Source organism: Novosphingobium sp. BW1 (genome assembly GCF_008107685.1).
Classification (GTDB): Bacteria; Pseudomonadota; Alphaproteobacteria; order Sphingomonadales; family Sphingomonadaceae; genus Novosphingobium.
Genome location: NZ_VIRF01000058.1, coordinates 265,116 through 290,914, shown reverse-complemented (window position 1 = coordinate 290,914; position 25,799 = coordinate 265,116). Strand labels below are relative to the sequence as shown.

Here is a 25,799-nt window from a genome sequence, read left to right as displayed (position 1 = left end):
TCACTTCAGGTTGATGAGGATGTTGCCGTAGGCATCGACAGTGCCGGTGCAGTCGGCTTCGATGAGCGTGGTGGAGTCCATCTCGGTGACGATGGCCGGACCCTGGATCACGTCGTTCGCTTTGAGCTTGGAACGGTCGTAGATCACGGCGGGGACCATCTTGCCATCGGCCCACAGCTGGTGGTCGCGCACCTTGGCCTCGATGGGATCGCCGTTGCCTTCGGGCAGGCGCTGGGCTTCGAGGTCGAGGACGGGGCCAAGCGCGACGGCGCGCAGGTTCACCAGCTCGTGCTCGCTATCCATCTTGAAGGTGAAGAGGCGCTCGTGCTCATCATCGAAGCGCTCGATGATCGCAGCAAGGCCGCCCGACTTGAAGGTCTCGGGGTCGATGGAAAGCGGCACTTCGAAGGCCTGGCCTTCGTAGCGCACGTCGAGTTCGAACTCGACGGTGACGTCGCTGGCCGAGATGCCCTCGCTGGTGAGTTCCTTCGTGGTCTGCGCGGCCATCTCTTCGAGCTGGGTGAGAACGTCGGCTTCCTCGGTGCTGGAGAACGACTTCGAATACGAACGCGCGGTCTCGGTGCGCATGCGCGTGGTCGCATCGCCCAGCGCGCACAGCACGCCTGGGGACACCGGCGAGACGGCAGGCCAGGAGCCCATCAGCTTGGCGACGGCGTTGACGTGGAGCGGACCCGCCCCGCCAAAGCCCATGACCGCGAAGTGACGCGGATCGTAGCCCTGCTGGACCGAGATCATGCGCAGCGCGCCGAACATGTTCTCGTTGACGATGTCGATGATGCCGCGGGCCGCTTCCATGACATCGATGCCCAGCTTGTCGGCGATGGTCTGAACCGCCGCCTTGGCGCCTTCACGGTCGAGCTTGAAGGTGCCGCCGAGCAGGTTCTCGGGGAGGTAGCCCAGGACGACGTTGGCGTCGGTCACGGTCGGCAGCGTGCCGCCCTTGTTGTAGGCCACCGGGCCCGGGACGGCGCCAGCCGATTCCGGACCGACGCGCAGCGCGCCGGTAAGCTCGGGGACATAGGCGATCGAGCCGCCGCCCGCGCCCACGGTCTTCACGTCGAGCGCGGAGGCGCGCACCGAGAGGTGGCCCACTTCGGTGGTACGCACGCGGCGTGCCTCGAGGTTCTCGATGAGCGCGACGTCAGTCGAAGTGCCGCCCACGTCGAGCGTCAGGATGTTCTTGATGCCTGCGTTCTTGCCGACCCACAGTGCGCCGGTGACGCCGCCCGCCGGGCCTGACATGAGCAGCGCGACGGGATGCTCTTCGGACTTCTCGGAGGACATGAGACCGCCATCCGAGCGCAGCAGCGAGAGCGAGCCGGCCATGCCGCCTGAACGCAGGTTCGAGCGCAGGTTGCGCACGTAGTTGCCCACGACCGGGCGCACCGCGGCGTTGGCAACGGTGGTCAGCGTGCGCTCGTATTCCTGCATCTCGGGCAGGACTTCGTGGGAAAGCGAGACGGGCAGCTCGGGGCAGATCTCGGCGGCGAGCTCGCCGATGCGCTTCTCGTGCGCGCCGTTGAGGTAGCCGTTCATGAGCGACACGGTGAGCGCCTGGACGCCCGAATCCTTGAGCCTGGCGAGGACCTCGCGGATCTGTGCCTCGTCGATCTCACGCACTTCCTCGCCCTGCGCGTTCATGCGCCCGGCAACCTCGAAGGTGTCTTCCAGGGCTGCCAGCGGCACGGGCTTGGGCCACACGATCCAGCCCGCAAGGCCGCCCGGCACGAAGGAGCGCGCGATCTGCATGACCTGGCGATAGCCCTCGGACGTGATGAGCCCCACGCGCGCGCCCTTGCCCTCAAGCACGGCGTTGGTCGCGACGGTCGTGCCGTGCAGGAAGAACTCGATATCCGCCGGCGTGATCCCCGCCTTCTCGCAAATCGCGCCCAGCCCGTTCAGAATACCTTCCGAACTGTCATGCGGCGTCGACGGCGTCTTGTGACGGAAAAACGAACCGTCTTCCTGGTTGAACAAAAGTAGGTCGGTAAACGTCCCTCCGACGTCGACACCCAAGCGGTAGGTCATGCTTTCCCCATCCGTTCTCTCGCCTAGCGGCGCTGTGGTTGCTGCCCGGTTCGGCGGGGCGGCAACTCGTGCGAGAAGCCCCTTTGTCCTTGCGGGTCAGCCAGATCTGGTTGTGCGTGGATGACGCGTTGGCCTCCACGCTGTGCTCGAACAGTGAACGTGATCGCGATTTCATGCTGCGCTTGCGGATAGAGTTATCCGCCCTGCGGCTTTTCGGCTTGGCGTACGTCGGTCCTGGATGGCATCTGCACTAGGACGAGGCGGAACAAAGGAGACCCCGACGATGCCACTCGACTTCGCCAGCTTGCGTCCCGCGACGCGCGAATTCCTTGCCCGCCGCGCACGCGGCGAGGGCCTGCTGATCGACGGTGAATGGCGCAAGGCCGCCAGCGGCAACACGTTTGCGACACTCGATCCGGCAACCGGCACCGAACTTGGCCAGGTAGCCGCCGCGGGTGCAGATGATGTAAACGATGCCGTTGCCGCGGCCCGTGCCGCACAGGTCAAATGGGCCGCCACCATCCCCGTGGAGCGTGCGCGCATCCTCTGGAAGATCGCGGACCTCCTCGAGGCCAACATCGACGAGCTTGCCGAGATCGAGACGCTCGACCAGGGCAAGCCGCTGTTCGTGGGGCGCTGGGCCGAGATCCCCGGTGCCATCAACCAGTTCCGCTTCTTCGCGGGCCAGGCCATGAACATCGAGGGTAACACGATCGAGAACTCGATCAACTACCAGCCCGAAGGCAAACAGGTGCGCAGCTGGACCGTGCGTGAGCCGGTCGGCGTCGTCGCGGCAATTGTGCCTTGGAACTCGCCGCTGGTCCTGACCGCGATGAAGCTGGCCCCGGCACTCGCCGCTGGCTGCGCGCTCGTCCTGAAGCCTGCGGAAGACACCTCGCTTTCCGCGCTGCGCCTTGCCGAGATCATGGTTGAGGCGGGGCTGCCCGCAGGCGTTCTGAACGTGATTACCGGCCTTGGTGGCGAAACCGGCGCGACGCTGGCGCAGCATAAGGACGTCGACAAGATCGCCTTCACCGGGTCGACCGCGACGGGCCGTGCGGTGCTCGATGCGGCCAAGACCAACTTCAAGCGCGTGACGCTGGAGCTGGGCGGCAAGTCGCCTTCGATTGTCATGCCCGACGCGAACCTCGACCTCGCGATCCCGGGTGTCGCCAACGCAATCTACTTCAACGGCGGCCAGGTCTGCATTGCGGGTTCGCGCCTTTATGTGCACCGCTCGATCCACGATCAGGTCGTGGAAGGCGTCGCCAATTACGCCAAGGGTCTCAAGCTGGGCCATGGCCTCGAAGCGGATACGCAGATGGGGCCGGTCGTCTCGCTGCGCCATGCCGAGCGTGTCGAGGGTTTCCTGCAGCGCGCCAAGGGCGCAGGCGCCACGATGCTGACCGGTGGTGAGCGTACCGGTGAGGCCGGCACTTTCATCACGCCAACTGTCGTCACGGACGTGACACCCGACATGGAAATCGTGCGCGAAGAGGTCTTCGGCCCGGTTCTTGTTGCCCAGGCCTTCGACGAGCCTGAGGAGGTCATCGCGGCTGCGAACGACAGCGAATACGGTCTAGCGGCCAGTGTCTGGACCGAGGGTCTCAGCAACGCGCACCGCATGTCGAGCGAGATCAAAGCCGGCACGGTCTGGATCAACTGCCACGCGATGTACGACCCCGCACTTGCCATCGGCGGCGTCAAACAGTCGGGCTGGGGCCGCGATAGCGGCAAGCAGGCGCTCGAGAGTTACCTGGAGTGGAAAACGGTCTGCGCGGTCGTCTGATCGCACCTCAGATTCGCGAAGGATGGGAGGGGCGCTGCGGTGCCCCTCTTTTTTTGTCCTGTGCCCTGTTCTTGATCGATGTCACTGACACAAGGGCAGAAGTTGGGGCGGGGAACCAAGAGTTGCGCGTCCGAGTACCCGAAATAGCGGGCATCGCGCCATATTCACCGCAAGTCGGATAGTCGGACACTGGCGTCTAACCAGTCCGGGTACGCGGTCCATACCTGTCTCCAAGAAGCAATTAGTGGAGTCTGCTGGATATGGCTGCAGTTGAACGGTGCCAGGTAGTGATCGCAGGGGCAGGGCCGGTTGGGACGGTTCTGGCGACGCTTCTGGCTCAGGCGGGCGTCGACGTGGTCGTCCTGGAAGCGGGTAGCGAATGTGCGCAGGATCTGCGCGCGTCGACCTTCCACCCACCCTCGCTCGAAATGCTCGACCAGATCGGCATTACGCAAATGCTCATCGACAAGGGCCTCAAGGCGCCGATCTACCACTGGCGCGACCGCCAGAGCGGCGAAGTCATCGACTTCGACCTTGCCGAGATTTCGGACGTCACCAAGTATCCGTTCCGCATCCAGTGCGAGCAGTACCACCTCTCGCAGGGGCTGGCCGAGGGGCTTGGCAAGTACAGCAATGCACAGGTTCGCTTCGGCAGCCGCATCGTCTCCTTCAATGACGATGGAACGGGCGTTGATGTCTTCGTCGAGACCATGACCGGCATCGACAAGCTGCGCTGCGATTTCCTGATCGGTGCCGACGGCGCCAACTCGATCGTGCGCAAGTGGCTCGGCGTCGAATTCGACGGCTTTACCTACCCGGAACGCTTTCTCACGCTCTCGACCGAGCTCGAGCTGGCCGATCATCTGCCCAACCTGTGCTACGTGAACTACGTCAGCGATCCGCAGGAATGGCTGGTGCTGCTGCGTGTGCCTTCGGTGTGGCGCGTACTGGTCCCGACCGATCCCGAGGCCGACGAAGACTACCTGCGTTCGGACGAGGTCAAGAACGGCATCTTCGACCGTCTTATCGGCGAAGGCGCGGGCAAGGACGTCAAGACGGGTCACCGCACCCTCTACCGTGTCCACCAGCGGGTGGCCAAGTCGTTCCGCGAAGGCCGCGTGATGCTGTGCGGAGATGCCTCGCACCTCAACAACCCGCTCGGTGGCTTCGGCATGAATTCGGGCATTCACGATGCCTTCAACCTGTTCGAGAAACTGATGCCGGTGATCGAGGGCAAGGCCGACATGGATGCGAACCTCTCGCTTTATGACCGCCAGCGCCGCACGGTCACGCACAGCTTCACCCAGACCCAGACCAAGGCCAACATGGCCATGATCAAGGGCGGCCAGGACGATGCTCACCAGCAGCGCCGCCAGGCGATGCTCGACATCAAGGCCGACGACGACAAGCGCCGCGCCTACATGATGCGCCAGGCCATGTACGAGAGCCTCGAGCAGGCCAAGTCGATCACCTGAGCCCCATTCGGGCACAGGGGAAGGGGACGCTCTCTTTCCCCGTGCCGCGCTCACAGTGTCCTTCGGGAAAAACGCGGCGCAAGACCGCATCAGGAAAAACACCACAACTCGCCACACCACGAAGGCGGGGAGAAACGTCAATCAACCCGCAAGCCCGCGGCGGCTTGCAAAAGGAGTACATGCAATGGGAGACGTTCTCGGTTGGCGCAAGCTGCTGGGTGTCATCGCACCGTCCACCAACACGGTTGTCCAGCCCGACATGGAGCGCATGCGTCCTGAGGGTGTGACCAACCACTTCTCGCGCATCTATGTCGAGGATCCGCTGGCCCTCTCGAACGAGGACTTCATCGCGGGTACCACGCTGATTGCCGAAAACACCCTAGATGCGGTGCGTTCGGTCATGACCTGCAAGCCCGATTACCTCGTGCTCGGGATGTCGGCCGTGACCTTCTACGGCGGCGTTGAAGGCGCTGCGAAGTGGAAGAAGCAGGTCGAGGACTTTGCCGGGATCGGCGCGTCGACCGGCGCTGAATCGGTCGCTGCAGCGCTCAAGGCCTACGGCAATGTCAAGACAGTCAGTTTCGTCTCGCCCTATTACCCGGTTGCGAACGCCGAAGTGCGCCGCTTCCTTGAGGAGTCGGGCTTTGAGGTCAAGCGCGACGTTCCGCTGCAGTGCAAACGCTGGACCGACATTGCCAAGGTCACGCCCGAGCGGCTTGACGAAGTCATCGCCGAACTTGATGGCGACGATGTCGATGCGATCGTCCAGGTCGGCACCAACCTCTCGATGGTCGATATCGCGGCCCAGTACGAGCAGAAGCTGTCCAAGCCGGTCATCGCGATCAACACGGCGACCTACTGGCACGGCCTGCGCGCCTGCGGCATCGATGACAAGGTCGAGGGTCTCGGCCGCCTCCTCGCGGAATTCTGATCTCGCGCTTGCCGCATCGACTCCATTTGTCATAACCGCAAGGCAACCGAAAAAATCCCAGGGCTCCGCGAAAAGTCGCGGGGCCCTGCTTTTATTTGTCATATTATTAATTCAAATTGACCTCACGCGAACTGCGATCATACCTACGTGAAGCGCAAGAGGCCAATGGCTCCCTGATCGGACACGCTCTGCCGGCATCCGCAGCAAAGAGCGTTTGATGTCAGGCGAAATTCCACCACCCGCGAAGCGCTTGGCGGCCTCAACGATGGCGGCGGTCAGGCTATGGTCGGGTGGATCGAGGAGAACTGCTCCAGCTGGACGCCCGAGCGCGTGCTGGAAGTTGGATGAACGCCGTTCAAGAGGCCGGTTTTCCGCTGGAGTAGCAGTTCGTGACCGGTGTGCGGGCAATTGCCGACAAGACGCTGTTCCCTGGATCGGCCGACAGAGACAAGGAAGACTACGGACGTGCGGCCATCTGGAATGCATACGAGGCCTGGAAACTGAAGGTTTGCAATGAGATCGCCAAGGAGATTTCGGTATGACGCAGGATCTGGCCTGGGTCGTACGTTCCGGCGCACGCGCCAAGGGTGGTCGCTCGGCCTTCTTTGAGGAGATGGCCCTCGGCCGCTTCTACTCGCTGACGCTCTCGCTCACGGCTGAACTGGCCGCCATGCGCGAACGTCTGGATACGGTGGAGCGGTTGCTCGAGCTGGAGAGCTCGATCGATCGCACCAAAATTGAAAGGTATGAGCCGGACCGCAAGGCCGGCGAGGAATGGGGAATTGCCATGAGGGCGTATATCGCCCGCGTCATGCGCGCCTTCCAGCAAGAAGGCGAGGCCATGGAGGAAACCGATCCGCCCGTCACCGACTGGGTGGTGAAGCTTTCCCGAAAGGACGCCGCATCGGCTTAGGGGCGGCTCCCCCTTAGACAAGGGGAAAGTCGTGATAGAAGAAGTATTGGTACTGCGCTGGGTGCACATCATTGCAATGGTCTACTGGCTGGGCGGCGAATGGGGTGTTTTCCAGACGAGCTACAACGTGTGCAACCGCAAGCTGTCGATGGACGAGCGCCGCCGCCACATGGAGACGGCCTACCGCATCGACATTCTGGCGCGCACCGGTATCATCTCGCTGCTCCCGCTGGGTCTGCACATGGGGTACATCTATGGGCTCCATCCGTTTGGCGGTGGGTATCTCACCGCGATGTGGATCTTCATCGCTCTCTGGCTCGGCCTGTGCTGGAGCGCCTTCATCAAGCGTGAAACCGATGTCGGCGTGAAGCTCACCAAGATCGACGAGAAGATCCGCTGGGTGCTGATCCCGCTCATCTTCGTGGTTGGTATCTCCTCGCTGTTGGGCCATGGTCCGCTTGAGGCCGGTGAGGGCATGCGCTGGTACGCGACGAAGCTGACGCTCTATGGCTTTACTTTGTGCATCGGTCTTGGTTTGCGTTGGATCATGCGCCTGTGGACGGTGCGCTTCCGTCGCCTCGCCGAAGGTCCCAACCCGGCCGAGGAAGCCGCTCTTGAGCGCGAATTCATGTATGGCCGGATGATGGCTTACGTTTACTGGATAACGATTTCCGGCATCTGCTTCCTGGGTACGGTCAAGCCGTTCTGAGGAAAGCCTATGTTTCGATAAAGGAAATCGCAGGAGGAAAGGGCGGTCCCAGAGGGATCGCCCTTTTTTTCATACCGCCGCCATGAGGCATCCAGAAGGCCAGAGAAAAAAGCCCCGGAAGCGCGAACTTCCGGGGCTATCTCTATCTGTGGTCTATCGGAACGGATCAGGCCGCGCCAACCGCGCCCTTGGCGGTGAGAGCGTCGATCTTGTCGGCCGAGTAGCCCAGGCTCTCGAGCACCGAGCGGCTGTCCTGGCCCGCGCCGGGAAGCGTAACCGGAGCGCCCGGACGCTTGCCGCCCATCTGCAGCGGGATGGTGGGCAGGCGCGTCTGCTCGCCGGTGTCGAGCGTCACGTCCTCAAGGCCACCTTCGGCAAGCTGGGGATCGTCGAACATATCCTCGGGCTTGCCGATCGGGGCGAAGGGCAGGCCTGTGCCCTCAAGCATGCCGACGACTTCGTCGCGGGTCATGCCCAGGAACATCTCGCGCACCTGCGGCAGGATACGGTCACGCGCCTTGACGCGCTCGTTGTTGGTGCGGATGCTCTCATCGGCCCACAACTCGTCGAGCTGGAATATCTTGCAGAACTTCTCCCACAGGACATCGCTGACCACGCCGATGAAGACGGGCTCGTCCCTGGTCTCGAAGACGTCGTAGATCGCCCAGGCCGAGATGCGCGCAGGCATCGGGTTAGCGGCCTTTCCGGTGACTGCGAACTGCGCCATGTGCTGGCCCACAAGGTAGATCGTGGTCTCGAAAAGGCTGGCGACGACCTTCTGGCCCTTGCCGGTGCGGTGGCGTTCTTCGAGCGCGGCGAGGATTCCGATCACGCCGAACATGCCGCCCGTCACGTCAACGACACTGGAACCGGCCCGCAGAGGGCGTCCCGGAGGGCCGGTCATGTAGGCAAGGCCGCCCATCATCTGCGCCACTTCGTCAAGCGCGGTGCGCTCTTCGTAGGGGCCGGGCAGGAAGCCTTTTTCCGAGCAGTAGATGATGCCCGGATTGGTCTCGGCCAGGGTTTCGTAGGAGAGGCCAAGGCGATCAAGTGCGCCTGGGCGGAAGTTCTCGACGAGGACATCGGCCTTGGCGCACAGGTCCTTGGCGACTGCGATGCCTTCCGCGCTCTTAAGGTCGAGGCAGATCGACTTCTTGCCGCGGTTGTACATCGGGAAGTAGCCCGAGCCCGAGCCCAGCAGCTTGCGGGTGCGGTCGCCGCCGATCGGCTCGATGCGCACGACGTCCGCGCCAAGCCCGGCGAGAATGTGGCCGACCGTGGGGCCCATGACCATGTGGGTGAATTCGATGACCGTGATTCCGGCCAGCGGCGTCGGTGCGCCGCCCTGTTCAGCGCTCATCGCGCAATCCTTTCCTTGTAGTCCAGCATCGGACCTGCATCGGGCGTGAAGCCATAAAGCGGCTCGTCCGGAAGGGCTTCTGTCAGGATCGACCGCACTTCGAGCAGTTTTTCCAGATCGATGCCGGTGTCATAGCCCATGGAATTGAGCATGAGAACGAGATCCTCGGTGACAAGGTTGCCCGAAGCGCCGGGCGCATAGGGGCAGCCGCCAAGTCCGCCGAGCGAGGAATCGATGGTGGTAATCCCTTCCTCGAGGCCCGCCAGCGCGTTGGCAAGACCCAGGCCGCGCGTGTTGTGAAGGTGCAGGGTGGTGAGCATGTCATCGCCCACGGCGGCCTTCACCTTGCGTACGAGCCGCTTGACCTGCGCGGGGTCGGCATAGCCAGTGGTGTCGGACAGGCTGAATTCCTGGCCGCCCGCTTCGGCCGCGGCGACGGCAAGGCGCACCACGGTGTCTTCGGGAACCGCACCCTCGATGGTGCAGCCGAACGCAGTCGAGAGCCCTACCGCGAAGTGGATGCCCGCATCCTTGGCGATCTCGGCCGCCTTCGCGATCTCGGCGAGCATCGCGGGGTGGTCCTTCTTGACGTTGCGGATCGAGTGCGTCTCGCTCAGCGAGAAGGGGATCGACATGCCGTGCACGCCCGCCCTCGCCGCGTTTTCCGCGCCGCGCGCGTTGGGTACGAGAGCCACCACGTTGAGGCCTTCGATGCCCTTGGCAAATTCCACCAGTTCGGGCGTGTCGGCCATCTGCGGGAGAAGCTTGGGCGGTACGAAACTGCCGACCTCGATCTCCTTGACGCCGGCGGCGGACTCGGCCGCGATCCAGGCCTTCTTGGCTTCGAGCGGCATCACCTGCTTGATCGACTGCAGCCCGTCGCGAGGGCCCACTTCGGAAATAAGGATTTCGGTCATGCGGTCTTCTCCAGGTAGACCCAGGGACGCGCCGTGCGGTCGGCGTCAGTCCATGCCTCGATGGCGGGCAGGGCCTTCAATGTGAGGTCGATCACGTCGAGGCCTTCGAGCAGCATCGTGCGTGGCTCGTCCTCGATCGTGAAATTGTGCGTGGTTTCCCCGGCCGTCACCGTCTGCGCGGGCAGGTCAACAGTGATCTCCTGCCAGGCCAGCGCGTCGACGTCGGCACGGGGCAGGGTGATCGGAAGGACCCCGTTGCGGATGCAGTTGGCGCGGAAGATCGGCGCGAAGCTCTCGGCGATGACGCAGCGGATGCCGTACTCGACGAGCGCCCAGACCGCGTGTTCGCGGCTCGAACCACAGCCGAAGTTGGCGCCGCCCAGGATTATCTGGCCGCCCTTGGCCTCGGGCATGTTGAGCTCGAAAGTCGGGTCCGGGGTGCGCGCGGCAACATCGCCGTAGCGCCAGGGCGCGAACAGGCCCTCGGCAAGACCGGTGCGCCCGGTGCTCTTCATCTCGCGGCTCGGGATGATCGCGTCGGTATCGACGTTGTCGCGCAGGATCGGCACGGCGACGGAGGTTAGGGTGGTGAAGGGGGTCACTGCGCGCTCTCCTTGGCCAGCTCACGCGGGTCGGCGATGACACCGGCGACGGCGCTCGCGATCACGGTTTCGGGGCTCGCGATATGGGTGCGGATGCCCGGCCCTTGGCGGCCTTCGAAGTTGCGGTTGGTCGAACTGACTGTGCGGCTTCCTTCGGGGAAGCGTTCACCACCTGCAAAGAAGCACAGCGAGCACCCGCTCGCGCGCCATTCAAAGCCGGCCTCGGTGAAGATCGTGTCCAGCCCCTCGGCTTCGGCGGCGCGCTTGACCGCGGAGCTTCCCGGCACGACCATCGCCTTCTTGATCGTATCGGCGACCTTGCGGCCCTTGACCAGGGCCGCAGCACGGCGAAGGTCGGAAAGGCGGGCGTTGGTGCACGAGCCGACAAAGGCGACGTCGATGGGCGTGCCTAGCATCGCGGCGCCGGGCGCCAGGTCTATGTACGTGTGCGCGCGCTCAGGGCCCTGCGGCACTGCGCCGTCGATGGGCATCGAATGCTGCGGGCTGGTGCCCCAGCTCACCATCGGTGCCAGCGAGGCCGCGTCGATCACGATCTCGGTGTCGAAGGTCGCACCGTCGTCAGTCTTGAGCGTCTGCCAGTAAGGATCATCAAAGTTCGCGGGCGCATAGCGGCGTCCGGCGAGGTACGCGAAGGTCTTGGCGTCAGGTGCGATGAACCCGGCCATGGCCGAGAATTCGGTGGCCATGTTGCACAAGGTCATGCGCGCTTCAATGTCGAGGGCTTCCACGGCCTCGCCAGCGAACTCGACCGCATGGCCCGCGCCGCCACCCGCGCCGTGGGTAGCGATCAGGGCAAGGACCATGTCCTTGGCGGTCACGCCCAGCGCAAGCTGGCCATTGAAGGTGACGCGCATCGTCTTGGGCTTTTCGATGCGCAGGGTACCGGTCGCCATGGCATGCTCGGCCTCGCTCGAACCGATGCCCCAGGCGAGCGCGCCCAACGCGCCCTGCGTGCACGTATGGCTGTCGGGTGCGACGAGGGTGACACCGGGAAGCACGATGCCCAGTTCGGGAGAAATGACATGGGTAATGCCCTGATCCGGATCGTTGACGTCAAAGAGCGTGATCCCGGCAGCTTTTGCGGCGGCGCGGGTCTCTGTGATGAAGGCCGAGCCACCTTCCATCAACGTGCCGTCACCGCGCCCGATGCGGGTGTCGACGATGTGGTCCATGACCGCAAAGACACGGGCCGGATCACGGACTGGACGGCCCGCCGCAGCCATTGACTTCAGCGCGGCAGCGCCGGTGCGCTCGTGCAGGAACACGCGGTCGATGGCGACAAGTCCGGCGCCCGATGTGCCGGTATCGATCCGGTGTGTTTCCCAGATCTTTTCGAAAAGTGTCTTTGGTCCCGTGGATGTCATCGTTGTTTTTTTCGTCAGCCCGTTCGCAAATGGTCGAAGGGCAAGCGTCATGGGCTTGCCTCAAAGACCTGCCTAGACCGGTTTAGGACGCTTCGTGCAAGTCGACGACCACCTTGCCCGATGAGCGAGCAGACAGGAGACGCTCTACGCCGTCGTAGATGCCTTCGATTCCGTGATAGGCGGCGCTGTCGAGGTGCACCTTGAGCTTGCCGTCCTGATAGAGACCGAAAAGCCGTTCGCGTGCCTCCTCCCAATACTGGGTGAGCAGGCCGTTCATGAAGCCGCGCACCGAGGCGCTCTTGTAGTAGATCGAATTGGCGATGCGTGGGGCGGTGACAATCTCGGGCTTGCCCTCGAGATCTGAGGCGGCGCCGCCAACTACGAGCCGTCCGTGGTTGGCGAGGTTTGCCAGGAAGGCGTCGTGGATCGGCCCGCTGACGGTGTCGACCGCAACATCCAGCGCGTTGTGGTATTCGCGGCTGAGCACTTCGCCCACATCCTCGGCCTTGTAGTCGACAACACGAGCGGCGCCGAGCGACTTTACGAAAGCACACTTCTCAGGGCCACCGGCCACGCCCACCACATGACACCCGCGCAGGGCGGCGAGCTGGACCAGGAAGTGTCCCAGTCCTCCCGCGGCGGCCGATATCGCGACTGTCTCGCCGTCCTTCAGTTCGCCTATGCGTTCGAGCGCGACCATGGCCGACACGCCCGTGGAGGCGAGCGCCAAGTATTCGCGCGTGACGGCGGGAGCCTTGACGAAGCCACTCGCGGGCGCGGTGTTCTCCTCGCGGTATCCGCCGGTGAAACGCACCGAGACAGCGGCTTCGCCCACCGCGAAATCGGTGACGCCTTCGCCTACGGCCTCGACCGTGCCAATAGCCTCGACCCCGGTGAAGGTGGGCAGGGCAATCTTGACGTAATCGACCGCATCACGCGCGATCTGGGTGTCGAAGATGCCGTTGATGCCGCAGAACCGGTTGCGTACGCGGATCTCTCCGGGGCCGGGTTCGCGGCTTGGCAGCTGGACGATCTCGCAGGCTTCGCGGAAGGATGGCGCGATCTGTGTCAGACGGATCGCGCGGTAAGTCTTCGCCGTTTCGCTCATTGTTCTGCAATCTTGCCCTGCGGGAAGCCCAGTCCGCCCGGATTGAACAATCCCTTGGGATCGACTGTGTTTTTCACCGCGTCGAGGACGTCGAGGAAGGCTTCATCCATCCGATCGCGATATGCATAGGAACGACCGATCTGGAAGTGGCCCGCGCCATACTTGCGCGCGATTTCCTTCACCTTCTCGCGCGCGGCGGTGACGATGGCCGTGGCTTCGGGGTTGGCGCCGAGCTGCTTCAGGCGCTTCATGTGGTCAGGCTCGACCATCGATTCGTGGATCGGGCGGTAGCCTTCGGGCCAGAATAAGACCGGCTCGATGATGATCGCGTTGGTCGACATTGACGAGGTCAGGAAGCCGTTGAAGATGCCGTGCTTATCGAAGATTTCTTGCATCTCGTCGAAGTAGGCGCGGATCTCGGCAAAGGCCTTGGGTGCCGTCGAGAGCGAGAACTGGCCGTGAACCGGAATCCAGCTTTCACCCTCGGGGCCCAGGATCGAGTTGGGCGCAGGAAAGGGCATGGCGCGAATGATCTTGGCAATCGAGTTCTCGATTTCCACGCCGTCGAACTGCGCAGCAATCTCGCGGGCCCGCGCAATGTCGTGGGCAACCGCCTCCTTGCAGCGCCCTTCCGCGGTGATGTGAAGGGGGAACTCTTCCTCAGGGACGAAGTTGCGGCCGCCGATGGCAATCTTGGCTGCAGCGAGCAGGCCCTTGCCCAGTGACTTCTCCTTCGAGATGACCTTGCCCAGCGTCTTCACGTCGCTGGCCATCGACATGCGCTTCATGCGCACCTTGGTGAGGCCGGGATCAAAGCCACAGCTTTCCGCAGCGACGCCCTCGCGGGCCATTTCGCCCAGCGCCTCGAGCATGGCCGGGCCGCTTTTGAAGGAGAACGAGGCCGACTGCTCGAAGGCGGGCTGGCGGATGAGGCGCAGCGTGATCTCGGTCTTGAGCCCCAGCGTGCCGGAATCGCCACAGAACAGGCCCGCAATGTCAGGGCCGAAGTGGCGGTAGAATGGGGTGTCACCATCCGGGCCGCGCGCGCCGGTACGCAGGACCCGGCCATCGGCCAGCACTATGGTGAGCGCGATCACACTCTCGCTGGTCGTCCCATAGTGCCCTGCACCGAACATGGCGTTGAGCATCGAGAGACCGCCCCCGATGGTGGAGTAGATCCCCGACATCGGCCCCCAGAAAGGCGTGCGCAGGCCCTTTGCCTTGAGTGCCTCGTTTAGCTCACGCCATGAGCATCCGGCCTGGACGGTCACGGTCATGTCCTCGGGGCTGATATCCAGCACCTTGTTCATGCGCGTGGTGTCGATGGTGATCGTGTCGTTGGTCGCCGGTATATAGGCTTCGGTGTAGCTCATGCCTGCACCGCGCGGGGCAAGGGCGACACCGGCCTCGTTGGCGGCGGCGACAACGGCAGCCAATTCCTCGGTCGTAGCGGGGGCCACGATCAGCATGGCGACGTGATTGGAGGCAATCCAGACGTCCTCGCTGAAGAGGCGAAGGCGTGCTTCTTCGGATGTCACGTGGGCGGTGCCGACGATGCCTTCGAACTTGGCACGAAGGTCACTCGGACACGGTGCGATGGAGGCAGGAGCGGCCGGAGCGGCAATATTGGACATGGTGTGTTTCCCGTGAGTGAGGCCGCGCGGAAGGCATGCGGCTGGGGATTACGAAAGAAGCAAGGTGAAGGCGAGGCGGGTCAGGCCGGTTCGCGGCTAAGCACGAGCTTGGCGGCGGCCTCTCCGGCCAGGCGCCCGAAGGTCACCGCTGTCGCCAGCCCCATGGCAGGGAGGTAGCCCCAGTGCGCCGGACCGGAAACGGACCGCGCCGCGCCGCCCCCGGCAAATAGGTTGGGCAGCTTGGTGCCATCGGGGCGCAGCACCTGCGCATCGCCATCGATTTGGAGCCCCCCCTGAGTGTGGAAGATCGCGCCCACTACCTTCAGCGCACGGAAGCGCGGGGCAGGGGGGAGGTCGCCGTTCCACACGCGGCCGAAGCTGTCGGCCTCGCCTGCGCCTTGGGCAGCGCGCGCGTCGGCCAGTGTAGCGGCAAGGGCCTGCACGGGAAGGCCGAGCACCTGTGCGAGTTCCTCTTCGCTGTCGGCAAAGCGCGGGGCGTTGAGCCTGTTGAGCTCGATGATCTCAGGGATGTAGTCGACGTCCTTCTCGATGCGGTCGTCGTAGATCACCCAGACATAGTCGCCCGGTTGGTGCAGCACGGGGTGCACCATGCCTGCAATATCGTCGGTCTCGTTGGTGAAGCGCTTGCCCTCGATGTTGACGAGGATACCGCCGGCAATAGGCACGCCTGGCGGGACCGGCATGCCCTGCGGTTCGGTCAGCATCGCATACCCCTGGTAGGAGGCCATGTCCCCAAGTGCGGCACCAACCTTGACCCCGACCGTAATGCCGGTGCCCTGGCTGCCCTCATGGCCGTTGTTCCGGGCCTCGGCCATCTCGGGCATGTTTGTCGCGACCATCGCATGGTTCGCCGCAAAGCCGCCGCAGGCAAGGATCAGGGTGTCGCAGCCGACCGATTCGTGCGAGCCGTCTCGACGCGCAATGGTGACGCCGGTAATGCGGCCATCTGCATCGGCATGAACGTCCACCAGCTTTGCTTCCGTCATGACATCGACGCCGTTGTCGTCGAGGCGGCGGTGAAGCAGGTCCACCATGTCCTGCCCGCCGTGCCCGCGCCAGCCGTGGACGCGGTAGGTGCTGTTTCCATAGGCGGGCCTGAAGCCGGTATCGAGCTTCCAGGGCATGTCGAGTTCCTCGACCATCCAGTCGACGGTAGGCCCTGCATGATCGGCGATAGCGCGAGCCAGGATCGGGTCGGTCTGGCCCTTGGTCTTGGCCATGATGTCATCGAAATAGGTGTGCGCACTGTCCTCGATTCCGTGCGCGGATTGGGCCTTTGTGCCCGCCGCGCAAATAAGGCCCTGCGACATGCCGGTGGAGCCCATCGGGCGCTCGTCCTGCTCGATCAGCAGGACCTCGGCCCCGGCTTTCGTAGCGGCAAGAGCTGCAATGCAGCCGCAGGCGCCGCCGCCCACCACAAGCACGGGAACGATGAATTCGAAGGTCTCGCTCATAATGCGATCATGCCTCTCGCGCGAGTTCTTCGCCGACGTCCCCCGAGGCGACATCGTCATCCAGAATCGCGGCTTCGTTCTCCTGCTGCACGATGCGCAGGATGCGGGCGATGTATTCCTGGTTCCACATCTGGCGCTCGTCCGATGCCTCGCGGGAGGGCTCAAAGGCGTCGATCTCCCCATCTTCAAGAATACCCTTTTCGCGCAGCAAACGCTCGAGCGTATCGTTGCGCTGGCGGGCAACCGCCAGTTCCTGCGCCACCGCCATGGTGATCGCGAGGACCTTTTCGACCTGAGGTTCCAGGAAGTAGGGGCGCTTGCCGGCGGGCTTGGCGCCGGCTCCGTTCAGGGCGTCGGAAAAGCTCATGCCACGGCTCCGATCACGTGCCAGGCCGCCTTGCGGCCATAGTCTTCGGTGTCATCTTCTTCAGCGTCGGGGAACAGCTCGCGGTCGACGACGCCATAGACGCCTCCATGGATCAGGCTGTCCTTTGCAAAGCCGGCATCGATCATGGCCTCATCGAGGTCCATCTCGTGCATGCGCGACCAGAAGGGTTCGTTGTTGTAGAAGGCGTCCCAATCGCGCATCGCCTGCTCGAAGAGCGGCATTTCGGGCGCATACTGCGGCTGCTCGACGTGCAGCACGATGCCGCCGGGCTTCAGCAGACGCCGCGTTTCGCGGAAGATGTTGCGCAGCGCGGTGGTCGAAAGTTCGTGAAGGAACATCGTCGTCTGGATCCAGTCGAAGCTGGCGTCCTCGAAGCGCGAAAGGTCTTCGCCGCTGGCTTGCACGAAGGAGACGTTGTCCACGCCCAGCGACTTGGCGCGGGCGAGGCCATAGCGCAGCACCGGCGCCCCCAGATCGACGATGGTCATCTCGGCCTCGGGATAGGCTTGCGCCAAGGGCAGGCTGGAGTGCCCGACGGTGCCGCCGATCTCGAGGATCTTCTTCGGCGCAAAGTGGGGCAAGTTCTTCTTTACCCAGTTGACCACCGCCATGCCGCCACCGTCGGAGTACTTGCCAAGAAGCCCACTGGTGGTGACGAATCCGGCGTGATCGTAGTTCGCGCCATTGGTGACGTCGCCCTCGAAATACTCTGTGTGGTAGCTGCCGGGCATGCAGTGGTGGTCGACCGCCGAGACATAGCGCGGGATCTCGACCGTGGGATCGAGCTGCAGACGCGGATCGCCATCGGTCATGTCCGCGGCGATGGCGGCCAGACGCTCCGCCTGACGCAGCGAAGTCCAGCGGCCGGCCTGCTGGCGCTGTTCCATCGTCATGCGGCGCAGCGCGGACCAGGTCTGGAAGGCCGGGTCCTTGAGAAGCGCCTTGCGCGCCTCGTGGCGGTTGGCAAGCGGCCGCCCGTTCTCGGTCTCGAAGCCCGGTGCCACGCGGCTGTCGTAGGCCGCCTTGACGCCCGGGACGACCCGGGCAGCCAGGTGCCTGTTCATATGCGCGAGGAAGTTCACGCGCTCGATCTCATCGTGGCTGGTCTCGGGAAATACCGCATGGCGACCAATCACCCGGTAGTCGGGTGGGCCTTCATAGGCGGCGCTAGGATCATTTGCAGGTGGAGTTGTACGCGACGTCTTCACGGCCTACCTCATTTGTTATAGCCTTATGCTATATTGTCGTTACAAGAGACGCAAGAGCCGAAGCCGATGTGCCGAGGCGACACGCAAATCCAAGGGGAAACCGGATGATCATTTTCGCCGTATTCAACCTCAAACCGGGTGTTTCGGTGGAGGAATACGAAGCCTGGGCGCGGGAAACCGACCTTCCCACCGCCAACTCCCTCAAGTCCATAGACAGCTTTCGCGTGTACCGTTCGACCTCGGTTCTGGGCTCGGATGAAAAGCCGCCCTTCGGATATATCGAAGTTCTCGACGTCAACGACATGGAGCAATTCGCCGCCGATGCGCAAAGCGAAATCATGCAGGAGGTCGCCGCCACCTTCCAGGGCATGGTCGATGTCACCTTCGTGATGACCGAGGAGCTGGTGGCATGAGGTTTGCCGGCAAGGTCGCTGTTGTTACCGGCTCGGGTCGCGAAGGTGGTCTGGGCGAAGCCATTGCCCGTCGTCTGTCGGAAGAGGGCGCCAAGGTCGTCATCTCGGACATCGGCACCTCGCGCGATGCCTTGACGCCCGATACCATGATCGGCAGCACGGACGAGATGACGCGCATTGCCGATGCAATGCCGAGCGAGGCGACGACCTTCGCCTGCGACGTGCGTGACCCTGTGCAGGTCGAGGCGCTAGCCGACCATGCGATCGACACCTTCGGCTCGCTCGATATCTGGGTGAACAACGCAGGCATCGGCTACATCATGAAGCCGCTTGTCGACGTGTCCGTGGACGACTGGCGCGCGGTGATCGACGTCAATCTCAATGGCGCATGGTTCGGTCTTCAGGCCGCGGCCAAGCGCATGATCGCGGCAGGCAAGGGCGGGCGCATTATCAACGTTGCCAGCCAGGCCGCAAAATCCGGCTTTCCCCATGCTCAGGCGTACAGCTCGTCCAAGCACGCACTGGTCGGCCTTGTCCGTTCGGCCTCGATCGAGCTTGGCCCGGAAGGCATCACGGTCAACAACGTGTGCCCGAACCACGTTACCACGGGTCTTGGCAAGTGGCAGAACGAGCACTTTGCCGAGGTGCAGGGCATCAGCGTCGAGGAATACCTCAAGCGCATGGCTGCGCGCATTCCGATGGGCCGCCCGGGGCTGCCACAGGATACCGCGTCGGCCATCGCCTTCCTGTGCTCAGACGAGGCAATTTACATCACCGGGGAGAGCATGAACGTCTCGGGCGGCGAGGAGCCGCACTGAGATGACAACCGGGGCCGACAACATCGAAAATCCCGCGCACGTTCTCATCGACCACGCGCTGGCCCTCGAATGGGAGAGTATCCCGACTGAGGCGCAAGAGCGCGCGCAGACCTTCCTGCACGACAGTCTGGCCGTGGGCGTCGCAGGCCGTAACGCCGCCCATGCCGATGGTGTTTTTGCCATGGCACAGGGCTGGGGTGAGGGCGGCGTGGCCTCGGTGCTGGGGCGCCCTGGACTTCGTCTGCCTGCCGCATCGGCGGCCTTCGTCAATGGCTTCCAGATCCATGGGCAGGAGTATGACTGCGTCCATGAACCGGCCGTGCTGCACCCGATGGCGACCGCTCTGGCCGCACTTCTGGCCGAGGCCGAGCGCGGTGATCCGGTGCGCGGCGAGGACTTTCTCGCGGCGATCGTCGCGGCGGTCGATGTTTCGGTTACCATCGGGATCGCGGCGCCCGATGCGCTCACCTTCTTCCGCCCGGCGACGGCCGGGATCTTCGGCTGCGTGGCGGGTATCGCACGGATGCGCCGCCTGCCGCGCGCAGAGGCGCTCGATGCCTTCGGCCATGCACTGGCTCTGACCTCAGGCACGATGCAGGCACACGTCGAGGGCAAGCCTGCACTGCCAGTGCAGGTCGCCAGTGCGGCGCGCAATGCGCTCGTCGCCGTGGATCTCGCGCGCGCCGGAATGTCCGGCATTGCCCATCCGCTTGATGGCCCCTTTGGCTATTTTGCACTCATGGAAAAGCGCGCGGCGCTTGCGCCCGCGCTCGCCAGGCTGGGGCAGGGGCACCGCATCACCGAGGTGAGCTGGAAGCCGTTCCCGACCGGACGTGCCGGGCATGGCGGGATCGTCGCCGTGCAGGATCTGATGGCGGGCCAGGGCCTCACCGCGGCTAATCTTGAAAGCCTCGAATACCATGCTCCCCCGCTCATCCACCGCCTTGTCGGGCGCGCGGCCAAGGCGGACATGGAACCGGGCTATGCGCGGCTTTGCATGCAGTACCTCGCGGCGGTGACCTTGCTGCGGGGCAAGGTGGCGCTGGGCGACTTTCAGCGCGCCTCACTCGACGATCCCAAAGTTCATGCCCTTGCGGGCCGGATCAGGGTGATTGCCAACGACAACCCCGACATGGCCGCCTTTGCCCCGGCGCGGGCCATGGCCCGTACCGTCGATGGTCGCACACTGGTGCAGGATGTCGAGGCGCAGTTCGGCTCGCCGCAATGGCCGCTTTCGCGCGAGCAGCACATGGAAAAGGCGCAAGGCTGCCTCGAATTTGCAGGGCTGGGGCACTGCCATGCGGGTCTTGCCGTGGCTATCGACACCTTCGCAGCCGCGCGCGACGCCATGGCCACCCTTCGCGCTACGGGCGTGATGGGCTGAGCCCTCTCTTTCTCTTTATCCCAAAGCAGGACACCCGATGACCTTACTCAAGTGCGCAACACTGGTCGTTGCCGACGTGGCCGCATCGAGCGAGCGCTATGCCCGATGGATGGATTACCGCGTCGTCGACGAAGGCGCCGTGCCCGAAGATCTCGCCGCCGCCTGGCAGGCCCCGGCCTCAGCCGGACGTCCTTTTGCGCTGCTGCAACCTGCTTCGGACGACCAGGTATTCCTGCGCTTCGTGGAAGGTGATCCGGTTCCCTCCTATGCGCCGATCCGTACGTATGGCTGGGCCGCGACCGAGATCTGCGTGAGCGACGTCATGGCGGTGAACGATCGCATGGAAGAGAGCCCTTTCGAAATTATCGGTCCGCCCAAAGACCTTGACGGCTTTGCCACAGTCAAGCCGATGCAGGTCAAGGGCGATGACCAAGAGATCGTCTACCTGACCCAGATACTGCAACCGGGCGAGGAGAACGGTCTTCCGCAGCCGACCTCGCTGGTCGACCGTCCCTTCATCATGGTGCTTGCCAGCCACGATCTGCCTGCCAGTGTGAAGTGGGTGGAGGATGTACTGGGCCTTCCCGTGATCGATCCTGTGCCGATCCGCTACTCGATGATCAATCAGGCCTTTGACCTCGATCCCGAAACGAAGACGGCTATCGTGACCGCACGCGGCGCCGGCCAGACTTTCCTCGAAATTGACCAGTATCCGGCCAAAGCGACCGTGCGCGAAAAGCACGAAGGCGACCTTCCGCCCGGCGTTGCGATCACCACCATGCTGCACCCCGACTTCGCGCGTCTCGAAGGCCATTGGGCCAGTGCGCCGGTCGTACGCGAGGGGCCGCTCTATGCGGGCAAGCGGACAGGCATCCTACTGACACCGGAAGGCGCGCTGCTCGAAGTGATCGAAGGGGGCACGATCTGAGATGGACCTTGCGCTTGCACTCCTAACCCTGCTGCACCTCCTGATCCCGATCTACTGGCTGGGCGGTGACCTTGGCGCGTTCTATTCCTCGCGCTTTCTTGTCGATCCCAAGCGAACCGTGCCCGAGCGCCTGCTCGCGTTGCATATCCTCAACAACATCGACATGGCGCCGCGCACCGCGCTGATCCTGACCTTTCCCACCGGCTTCACACTGGCCGTGATGAAAGGCTGGCTTGACGTGCCGGGCCTGACGGTGATCGGTGTGTGGGTAGCAGGGCTGGCCTGGCTCGCACTCGCCTGGACGGTCCACATTCTCCATGGACCTGCGGGCAAGACCTACAAGCAGATCGACCTTGCCGTTCGCTACATCGTCCTCGCCGTGCTCGTCGCAGGCGGTGTAGCCGGCCTTGTCGGGGCCGTCACGCTGCCGCTCTTCATCGCGCTCAAGCTGTTGGTTCTGGGCTTCTGCATCTTCGTAGGCCTGCTCGTCCGGCGCCAGCTCGTGCCGCTGATCCCGGCCATCGTAGACCTGGGCAAGAACGGGGCAAGCCCTGAGGGCGACAAAACCATCGCGGGTGTTCTGTCCGTGACACAGCCCACCGTGATGACGCTCTGGGCCGCCGTTCTCGTCGCCTCGTTCCTCGGCATTGCGACCCCGCTGTGAGGGCGCGCTGAGTTTCAACTGATCCATCTTCCAAAACACAGGAGCCGATTTTGCAAAAGCATCGCACCATTACCGGCAAGATCCAGTACACCTCGCGCAAGGAAGGCCGTGAAGGGGCCGACCGCGGCCGCGAGACCTTCATGTGGACCCACCATTCCGACGGAAAGAAGACGCTACGCGCGCACTGCGAGATCGACGAACCCGATCCCACGGTCATGCGCGACATCACCTATAGCCTCGACGAGAACGACCGTCCGATGGACTGCCTCGTGCGCCTAACGGTAGGCGACGAATTCATGGGGGCGGGTCTCTTCATCATCGGCGAAGATACCATCGAGTGCGAAAGCTATGGCCCCTCGATCGGGCGCGTCTCGCAGTCGAAGAAGATCCGCGGCGCATTCGATGGCTTCGGCACTCACCCCATCGTCGCGGATGCCTACATCACCCGCAAGATTGACCGCTCGAAGGGCTTTCACAGCCGTCCATTCCGCTGTTTCCTGCCGTCGCCCGACCACCGCGGTGCGACGCCGCCACTGATTGCCGAAACGACACTGCAGCTGGGCTATATCGGCGACGAGACGGTGACCGTGCCCGCGGGCACGTTCGAATGCCACAAGTTCCAGTTCACCGACGATGATGGCGACATGGTGGGCGTATCGGGTGAAGCGCACCCGCCGTACGAGATGTGGGTAACGGCTGATGAGGACGCCATCTTTGTCCAGGGCGGCGTCGGCGGCTACATGCAGACCTGGTACGAGCTGGTCGAACTGGAACGCTGAACGCACGTCCGATCTGTTCCGGCACGCGAGATCTCAGGGGACAGCGTGCCGCGACGGGTTGACTAAGTTCCTGACGAGCGCGAAATTTGCGGTTTACGCTACGTCGCTTCCGCTCAAGTTTGTACGGGGGGAAGGGGCCTTGCACAGGGGCAAGAGAGAACGTGCTTGATCGCGAAGGGGCGGTTCCCCTCTATCACCAGATCTATCTCTTCTTGCGCGACGAGATTCTCTCGGGCCAACGTCCTTTCGGGAGCGCTATGCCGACCGAGCAGGAACTGGCCGAAACCTACGATGTCTCACGCATCACTGCGCGCCGCGTGCTCAACGACCTTGCCGAACAGAACTACGTCGAGCGCAAGCGCCGCGTCGGCACGCGGGTCATCTTCAAGTCACCGTCCAAGCCCATTGAGGCGAATATCGACCAGGCCTATGATTCGCTGCTCGCCTTCGGTGGCGGGACGGACGTCACGGTGCTCAGTGTCGAAGAAGTTGCCGCTCCTCCCCGTGCGGCGGCGAGCCTGGGGCTTGAGGCCGGAAATCCGGTCATCCGCTCGGTGCGCTTGCGTGAGATGGAAGGTGTCGCGATTGGCTGGATTGTCAGCTATGTTCCTGTCGGACTTGCGCCGTATGTTACGCCGGACGCTCTGGCCACCGCACCTATTCTCCGGCTTCTCGAGGATGTCGGCGTCAAGCTGAAGTATGCCACGCAGACGATCAACGCGGTCCTGGCGTTTGGCGAGATGGTCGATGCCATGGGCGTTGAACTGAACTCGCCGATCCTGCGCATCACGCGTGTGTCCTACGACGCGGACGACCGGCCTTTCATGCTTACCTACGCGCACTATCGCGCAGACCGCTTTCACATCCGCATGGACCTGAACGGCCCCGGCACTCACTGAAATGGGCCCCGGAGCCGTTGAAGGTTTCCTTCCGTGACGCGTCAGGTCAGGAGACCTTGATCATCACCTTGCCCTGATGCCCGCCGGACTTAAGGTAATCCAGCGCCTGCGCCATGTCCTCGAAGCCGAAGGTCTTGTCGACGACGGGCGCAAAGCCATTCGCGTCCATCGCACGCAGCAGGTTCACCAGCATCCCGCGGCTGCCCGAGGCGATGCCCTTGATGACGAGGTTCTTGCCGATGATCGCGCCATAATTGGGCAGCGGGCCATCGGAACTGCCGACACCGATCAGGACGACGCGTGCATTGCAGGCCGCCGCGTTGATCGACTGGGGCAAGGTGTGCTGGCCGCCGGTCTCGGCGATGATGTCCGCGCCGCGTCCACCGGTCTGCTTGAGCAGTTCGGCCGCCCAGTCCGCATGGGTGCGGTAGTTCACCGCGTAGTCGGCGCCCATCTTGCGGGCCTCTTCGAGCTTTGCATCGCTCGATGAGGTTATCGCAACCAAGGCGCCGTTGGCCTTGGCAATCTGCAGCGCAGCCATCGAAACACCGCCGGTGCCCAGCGCTAGAACGAGATCACCCGCCTTGACTTCGCCGATCACCGAAACAGCGTGCCAGGCCGTCAGCGTGGCGGCGGCAAGCGGTGCGGCGGCTTCGTCGGCGAGGCTCTCCGGGACCTTGACGAGAGCGCCAGCCGGAACCTTGATGTACTGAGCCGCCCAGCCATCGGTGAAGGTGCCCAGGTCCTTGCCAAAGTAGCTCATGTCGAACGGGCCGTCGTGCCAGGCGACAAAATGCGGGCACACCGCGCGGTCGCCCACGGCGACCTGCGTCACACCGTCACCAACCGAAACAACTTCGCCAAGACCCTCGGCGAGAGGAATGCGGTCCTCTGCCTTCTTGGCGCCGTAACGCCCTTCGAGGATCTGAATGTCGCGGTTATTGAGGCAGGCAAGGCGGACCTTGAGCACCGCTTCGCCGGGGCCCGCGACCGGGTCTGGGCGCTCGGTGAGCGTCAGCGAGGAGATACCTTCCTGCGTTCCAAGGACGTAAGCTTTCACATCTGGCTCCTGAATTGGTCGAGAATGTCGCAGCCCCGTGCGAACCACGTACCCTCACGCGCCTTGAGATCGCCCAGCAGCGTCTCGAAGGCATCCATGCGGTAGGGGAGGCCGATGATGTAGGGCGTGAGGTGCATCGGCAGCATGCGCCCGCCATGCACCTTAGCCTCGGCGCTCAGCCAGTCGTGCGCGTCGAGCATCTGCTGCGCATAGCTGTCGGCCGACTGCTGCTGCACGTTAATGATCTGGCGGTCAGACAGTTCGTGGTTAAGCGGGATGTTCACGACGCCATTGTTGAAGGCGTAGGGAAGCTCGTCGTTGACCCAGTCGCAACAGTACTCGATACCCGCTTCCTTGAGCAGGTCCATCGTCGCAAAACTCTGCTGGCGGGCAATCGAATGCCACCCGCGCGGCTTCACCCCGGCAACATCGGAAAGGATCGCGATGCTTTCGGTAATAAGCTTGCGCTCCTCCTCAACGGGCAGGGTTGAGGCAATTGTGCCGTTCATGTCACTCGAGTGGGCTATGATCTCATGGCCCGCATCAACGATGTCGCGGATGACGCTGGGATAGCGCTGCGCGATCGCCGCGTTGGCCGCGACCGAGACCTTCACGTCCGCCTTCGCAAAGGCGTCGAGCAGGCGGTAGAAGCCCACCCGCGTGCCGTATTCGCGCGCGGTGTAGTGGCGGTAGTCCGGATAGGCCGTCTGCATGTGGCCCGGCGCCTTGAAGGGCGAGCTTTCCGGCGTGATCGGAAACCACTCCAGGCTCACCACCATCCAGGTCGCCACGCTCTTGCCCTCGGGCCAGGCGAGGGGCTTGCGCTCCTCCATGACCGAGTAGGGGAAGAGGCCGTGATCGTAGCCAAGGCCGCGCTTTGGATATTCGAGGTATTCAGGATCGAGGCTCAT

General features: G+C 63.6%; 25 protein-coding genes. 13 read left to right on the top strand and 12 right to left on the bottom strand.

Annotation, left to right across the window (positions count from 1 at the left end; genetic code table 11):
• Positions 1-2,049, bottom strand: a complete 2,049-nt coding sequence (locus FMM79_RS06410; protein ID WP_148626680.1) for a hydantoinase/oxoprolinase family protein — start codon at positions 2,047-2,049, stop codon at positions 1-3.
• A 283-nt stretch (positions 2,050-2,332) separates the two neighbouring features.
• Between FMM79_RS06410 and FMM79_RS06405 the strand changes: the two genes are divergently transcribed.
• The 6 genes from FMM79_RS06405 to FMM79_RS06385 all read left to right on the top strand — a co-directional run bounded on the left by FMM79_RS06405 (position 2,333) and on the right by FMM79_RS06385 (position 7,866).
• Positions 2,333-3,838: an aldehyde dehydrogenase gene (locus tag FMM79_RS06405; RefSeq protein WP_148626679.1), complete on the top strand. Its 1,506-nt coding sequence runs from the start codon at positions 2,333-2,335 to the stop codon at positions 3,836-3,838.
• 260 nt (positions 3,839-4,098) lie between these two features.
• On the top strand, positions 4,099-5,313 hold the full coding sequence (locus FMM79_RS06400; RefSeq protein WP_148626678.1) for an NAD(P)/FAD-dependent oxidoreductase: 1,215 nt from the start codon (positions 4,099-4,101) through the stop codon (positions 5,311-5,313).
• Between the two features lie 184 nt (positions 5,314-5,497).
• Positions 5,498-6,244 (top strand): aspartate/glutamate racemase family protein, encoded by a 747-nt coding sequence (locus tag FMM79_RS06395; protein WP_148626677.1) that lies wholly within the window; start codon positions 5,498-5,500, stop codon positions 6,242-6,244.
• Positions 6,245-6,633: 389 nt separating this feature from the next.
• On the top strand, positions 6,634-6,786 hold the full coding sequence (locus FMM79_RS21185; RefSeq protein ID WP_153269315.1) for a hypothetical protein: 153 nt from the start codon (positions 6,634-6,636) through the stop codon (positions 6,784-6,786).
• Positions 6,783-7,157, top strand: a complete 375-nt coding sequence (locus tag FMM79_RS06390) for a hypothetical protein (protein WP_148626676.1) — start codon at positions 6,783-6,785, stop codon at positions 7,155-7,157. The genes FMM79_RS21185 and FMM79_RS06390 overlap by 4 nt, the downstream gene beginning before the upstream one ends.
• 31 nt (positions 7,158-7,188) lie before the next feature.
• A complete protein-coding gene (locus tag FMM79_RS06385; protein ID WP_039393590.1) occupies positions 7,189-7,866 on the top strand; it encodes a hypothetical protein in 678 nt (225 codons plus the stop codon).
• 166 nt (positions 7,867-8,032) lie between these two features.
• Here FMM79_RS06385 and FMM79_RS06380 read toward each other — a convergent pair whose 3' ends face one another.
• From FMM79_RS06380 to FMM79_RS06340, 9 genes are all read right to left on the bottom strand, one after another.
• The gene (locus FMM79_RS06380) at positions 8,033-9,226 is read right to left on the bottom strand and encodes a CaiB/BaiF CoA-transferase family protein (RefSeq protein ID WP_148626675.1); all 1,194 of its coding nucleotides are present in this window, start codon (positions 9,224-9,226) and stop codon (positions 8,033-8,035) included.
• The gene (locus tag FMM79_RS06375; protein ID WP_148626674.1) at positions 9,223-10,143 is read right to left on the bottom strand and encodes a hydroxymethylglutaryl-CoA lyase; all 921 of its coding nucleotides are present in this window, start codon (positions 10,141-10,143) and stop codon (positions 9,223-9,225) included. Before FMM79_RS06375 ends, FMM79_RS06380 begins: the two co-directional genes overlap by 4 nt.
• Positions 10,140-10,745: a 3-isopropylmalate dehydratase small subunit gene (gene leuD / locus FMM79_RS06370; protein ID WP_148626673.1), complete on the bottom strand. Its 606-nt coding sequence runs from the start codon at positions 10,743-10,745 to the stop codon at positions 10,140-10,142. The genes FMM79_RS06375 and leuD overlap by 4 nt, the downstream gene beginning before the upstream one ends.
• Positions 10,742-12,130 carry a 3-isopropylmalate dehydratase large subunit gene (locus tag FMM79_RS06365; protein WP_148626672.1) on the bottom strand — a complete coding sequence of 463 codons (1,389 nt, stop codon included), beginning with the start codon at positions 12,128-12,130 and terminating at the stop codon, positions 10,742-10,744. Before FMM79_RS06365 ends, leuD begins: the two co-directional genes overlap by 4 nt.
• 82 nt (positions 12,131-12,212) lie before the next feature.
• Positions 12,213-13,238, bottom strand: coding sequence for a zinc-binding dehydrogenase (locus FMM79_RS06360; RefSeq protein ID WP_148626671.1), 1,026 nt, complete (start codon positions 13,236-13,238; stop codon positions 12,213-12,215).
• Positions 13,235-14,872, bottom strand: coding sequence for an FAD-binding oxidoreductase (locus FMM79_RS06355; RefSeq protein WP_148626670.1), 1,638 nt, complete (start codon positions 14,870-14,872; stop codon positions 13,235-13,237). Before FMM79_RS06355 ends, FMM79_RS06360 begins: the two co-directional genes overlap by 4 nt.
• 80 nt (positions 14,873-14,952) lie before the next feature.
• A complete protein-coding gene (locus FMM79_RS06350; RefSeq protein ID WP_148626669.1) occupies positions 14,953-16,347 on the bottom strand; it encodes an FAD-dependent oxidoreductase in 1,395 nt (464 codons plus the stop codon).
• Positions 16,348-16,354: 7 nt separating this feature from the next.
• Positions 16,355-16,714, bottom strand: a complete 360-nt coding sequence (locus tag FMM79_RS06345; RefSeq protein ID WP_148626668.1) for a hypothetical protein — start codon at positions 16,712-16,714, stop codon at positions 16,355-16,357.
• Positions 16,711-17,943, bottom strand: a complete 1,233-nt coding sequence (locus tag FMM79_RS06340; protein ID WP_148626667.1) for a class I SAM-dependent methyltransferase — start codon at positions 17,941-17,943, stop codon at positions 16,711-16,713. The genes FMM79_RS06345 and FMM79_RS06340 overlap by 4 nt, the downstream gene beginning before the upstream one ends.
• Before the next feature lie 104 nt (positions 17,944-18,047).
• Between FMM79_RS06340 and FMM79_RS06335 the strand changes: the two genes are divergently transcribed.
• The 7 genes from FMM79_RS06335 (at position 18,048) to FMM79_RS06305 (ending at position 23,828) form a co-directional block, all read left to right on the top strand.
• Positions 18,048-18,356, top strand: a complete 309-nt coding sequence (locus FMM79_RS06335; protein WP_039393609.1) for an REDY-like protein HapK — start codon at positions 18,048-18,050, stop codon at positions 18,354-18,356.
• A complete protein-coding gene (locus FMM79_RS06330; RefSeq protein ID WP_148626666.1) occupies positions 18,353-19,174 on the top strand; it encodes an SDR family NAD(P)-dependent oxidoreductase in 822 nt (273 codons plus the stop codon). The genes FMM79_RS06335 and FMM79_RS06330 overlap by 4 nt, the downstream gene beginning before the upstream one ends.
• Position 19,175: 1 nt before the next feature.
• Positions 19,176-20,558 (top strand): MmgE/PrpD family protein, encoded by a 1,383-nt coding sequence (locus FMM79_RS06325; protein WP_148626665.1) that lies wholly within the window; start codon positions 19,176-19,178, stop codon positions 20,556-20,558.
• Between the two features lie 37 nt (positions 20,559-20,595).
• Complete coding sequence (locus FMM79_RS06320) at positions 20,596-21,486, top strand: VOC family protein (protein WP_148626664.1); 891 nt, start codon at positions 20,596-20,598, stop codon at positions 21,484-21,486.
• A gap of 1 nt (position 21,487) precedes the next feature.
• Positions 21,488-22,150, top strand: coding sequence for a hypothetical protein (locus FMM79_RS06315; protein WP_148626663.1), 663 nt, complete (start codon positions 21,488-21,490; stop codon positions 22,148-22,150).
• A gap of 50 nt (positions 22,151-22,200) precedes the next feature.
• The gene (locus FMM79_RS06310; protein ID WP_148626662.1) at positions 22,201-22,929 is read left to right on the top strand and encodes a DUF3108 domain-containing protein; all 729 of its coding nucleotides are present in this window, start codon (positions 22,201-22,203) and stop codon (positions 22,927-22,929) included.
• A 161-nt stretch (positions 22,930-23,090) separates the two neighbouring features.
• Entirely contained in the window at positions 23,091-23,828 is a 738-nt protein-coding gene (locus FMM79_RS06305) for a GntR family transcriptional regulator (RefSeq protein WP_240339019.1), read from the top strand.
• Between the two features lie 46 nt (positions 23,829-23,874).
• Here the strand turns inward: FMM79_RS06305 and FMM79_RS06300 are convergent, their stop codons facing one another.
• Together FMM79_RS06300 and FMM79_RS06295 are read right to left on the bottom strand one after the other, a co-directional pair.
• Positions 23,875-24,888 carry an NAD(P)-dependent alcohol dehydrogenase gene (locus FMM79_RS06300; protein WP_148626660.1) on the bottom strand — a complete coding sequence of 338 codons (1,014 nt, stop codon included), beginning with the start codon at positions 24,886-24,888 and terminating at the stop codon, positions 23,875-23,877.
• Positions 24,885-25,799, bottom strand: a complete 915-nt coding sequence (locus tag FMM79_RS06295; protein WP_148626659.1) for a polysaccharide deacetylase family protein — start codon at positions 25,797-25,799, stop codon at positions 24,885-24,887. The genes FMM79_RS06300 and FMM79_RS06295 overlap by 4 nt, the downstream gene beginning before the upstream one ends.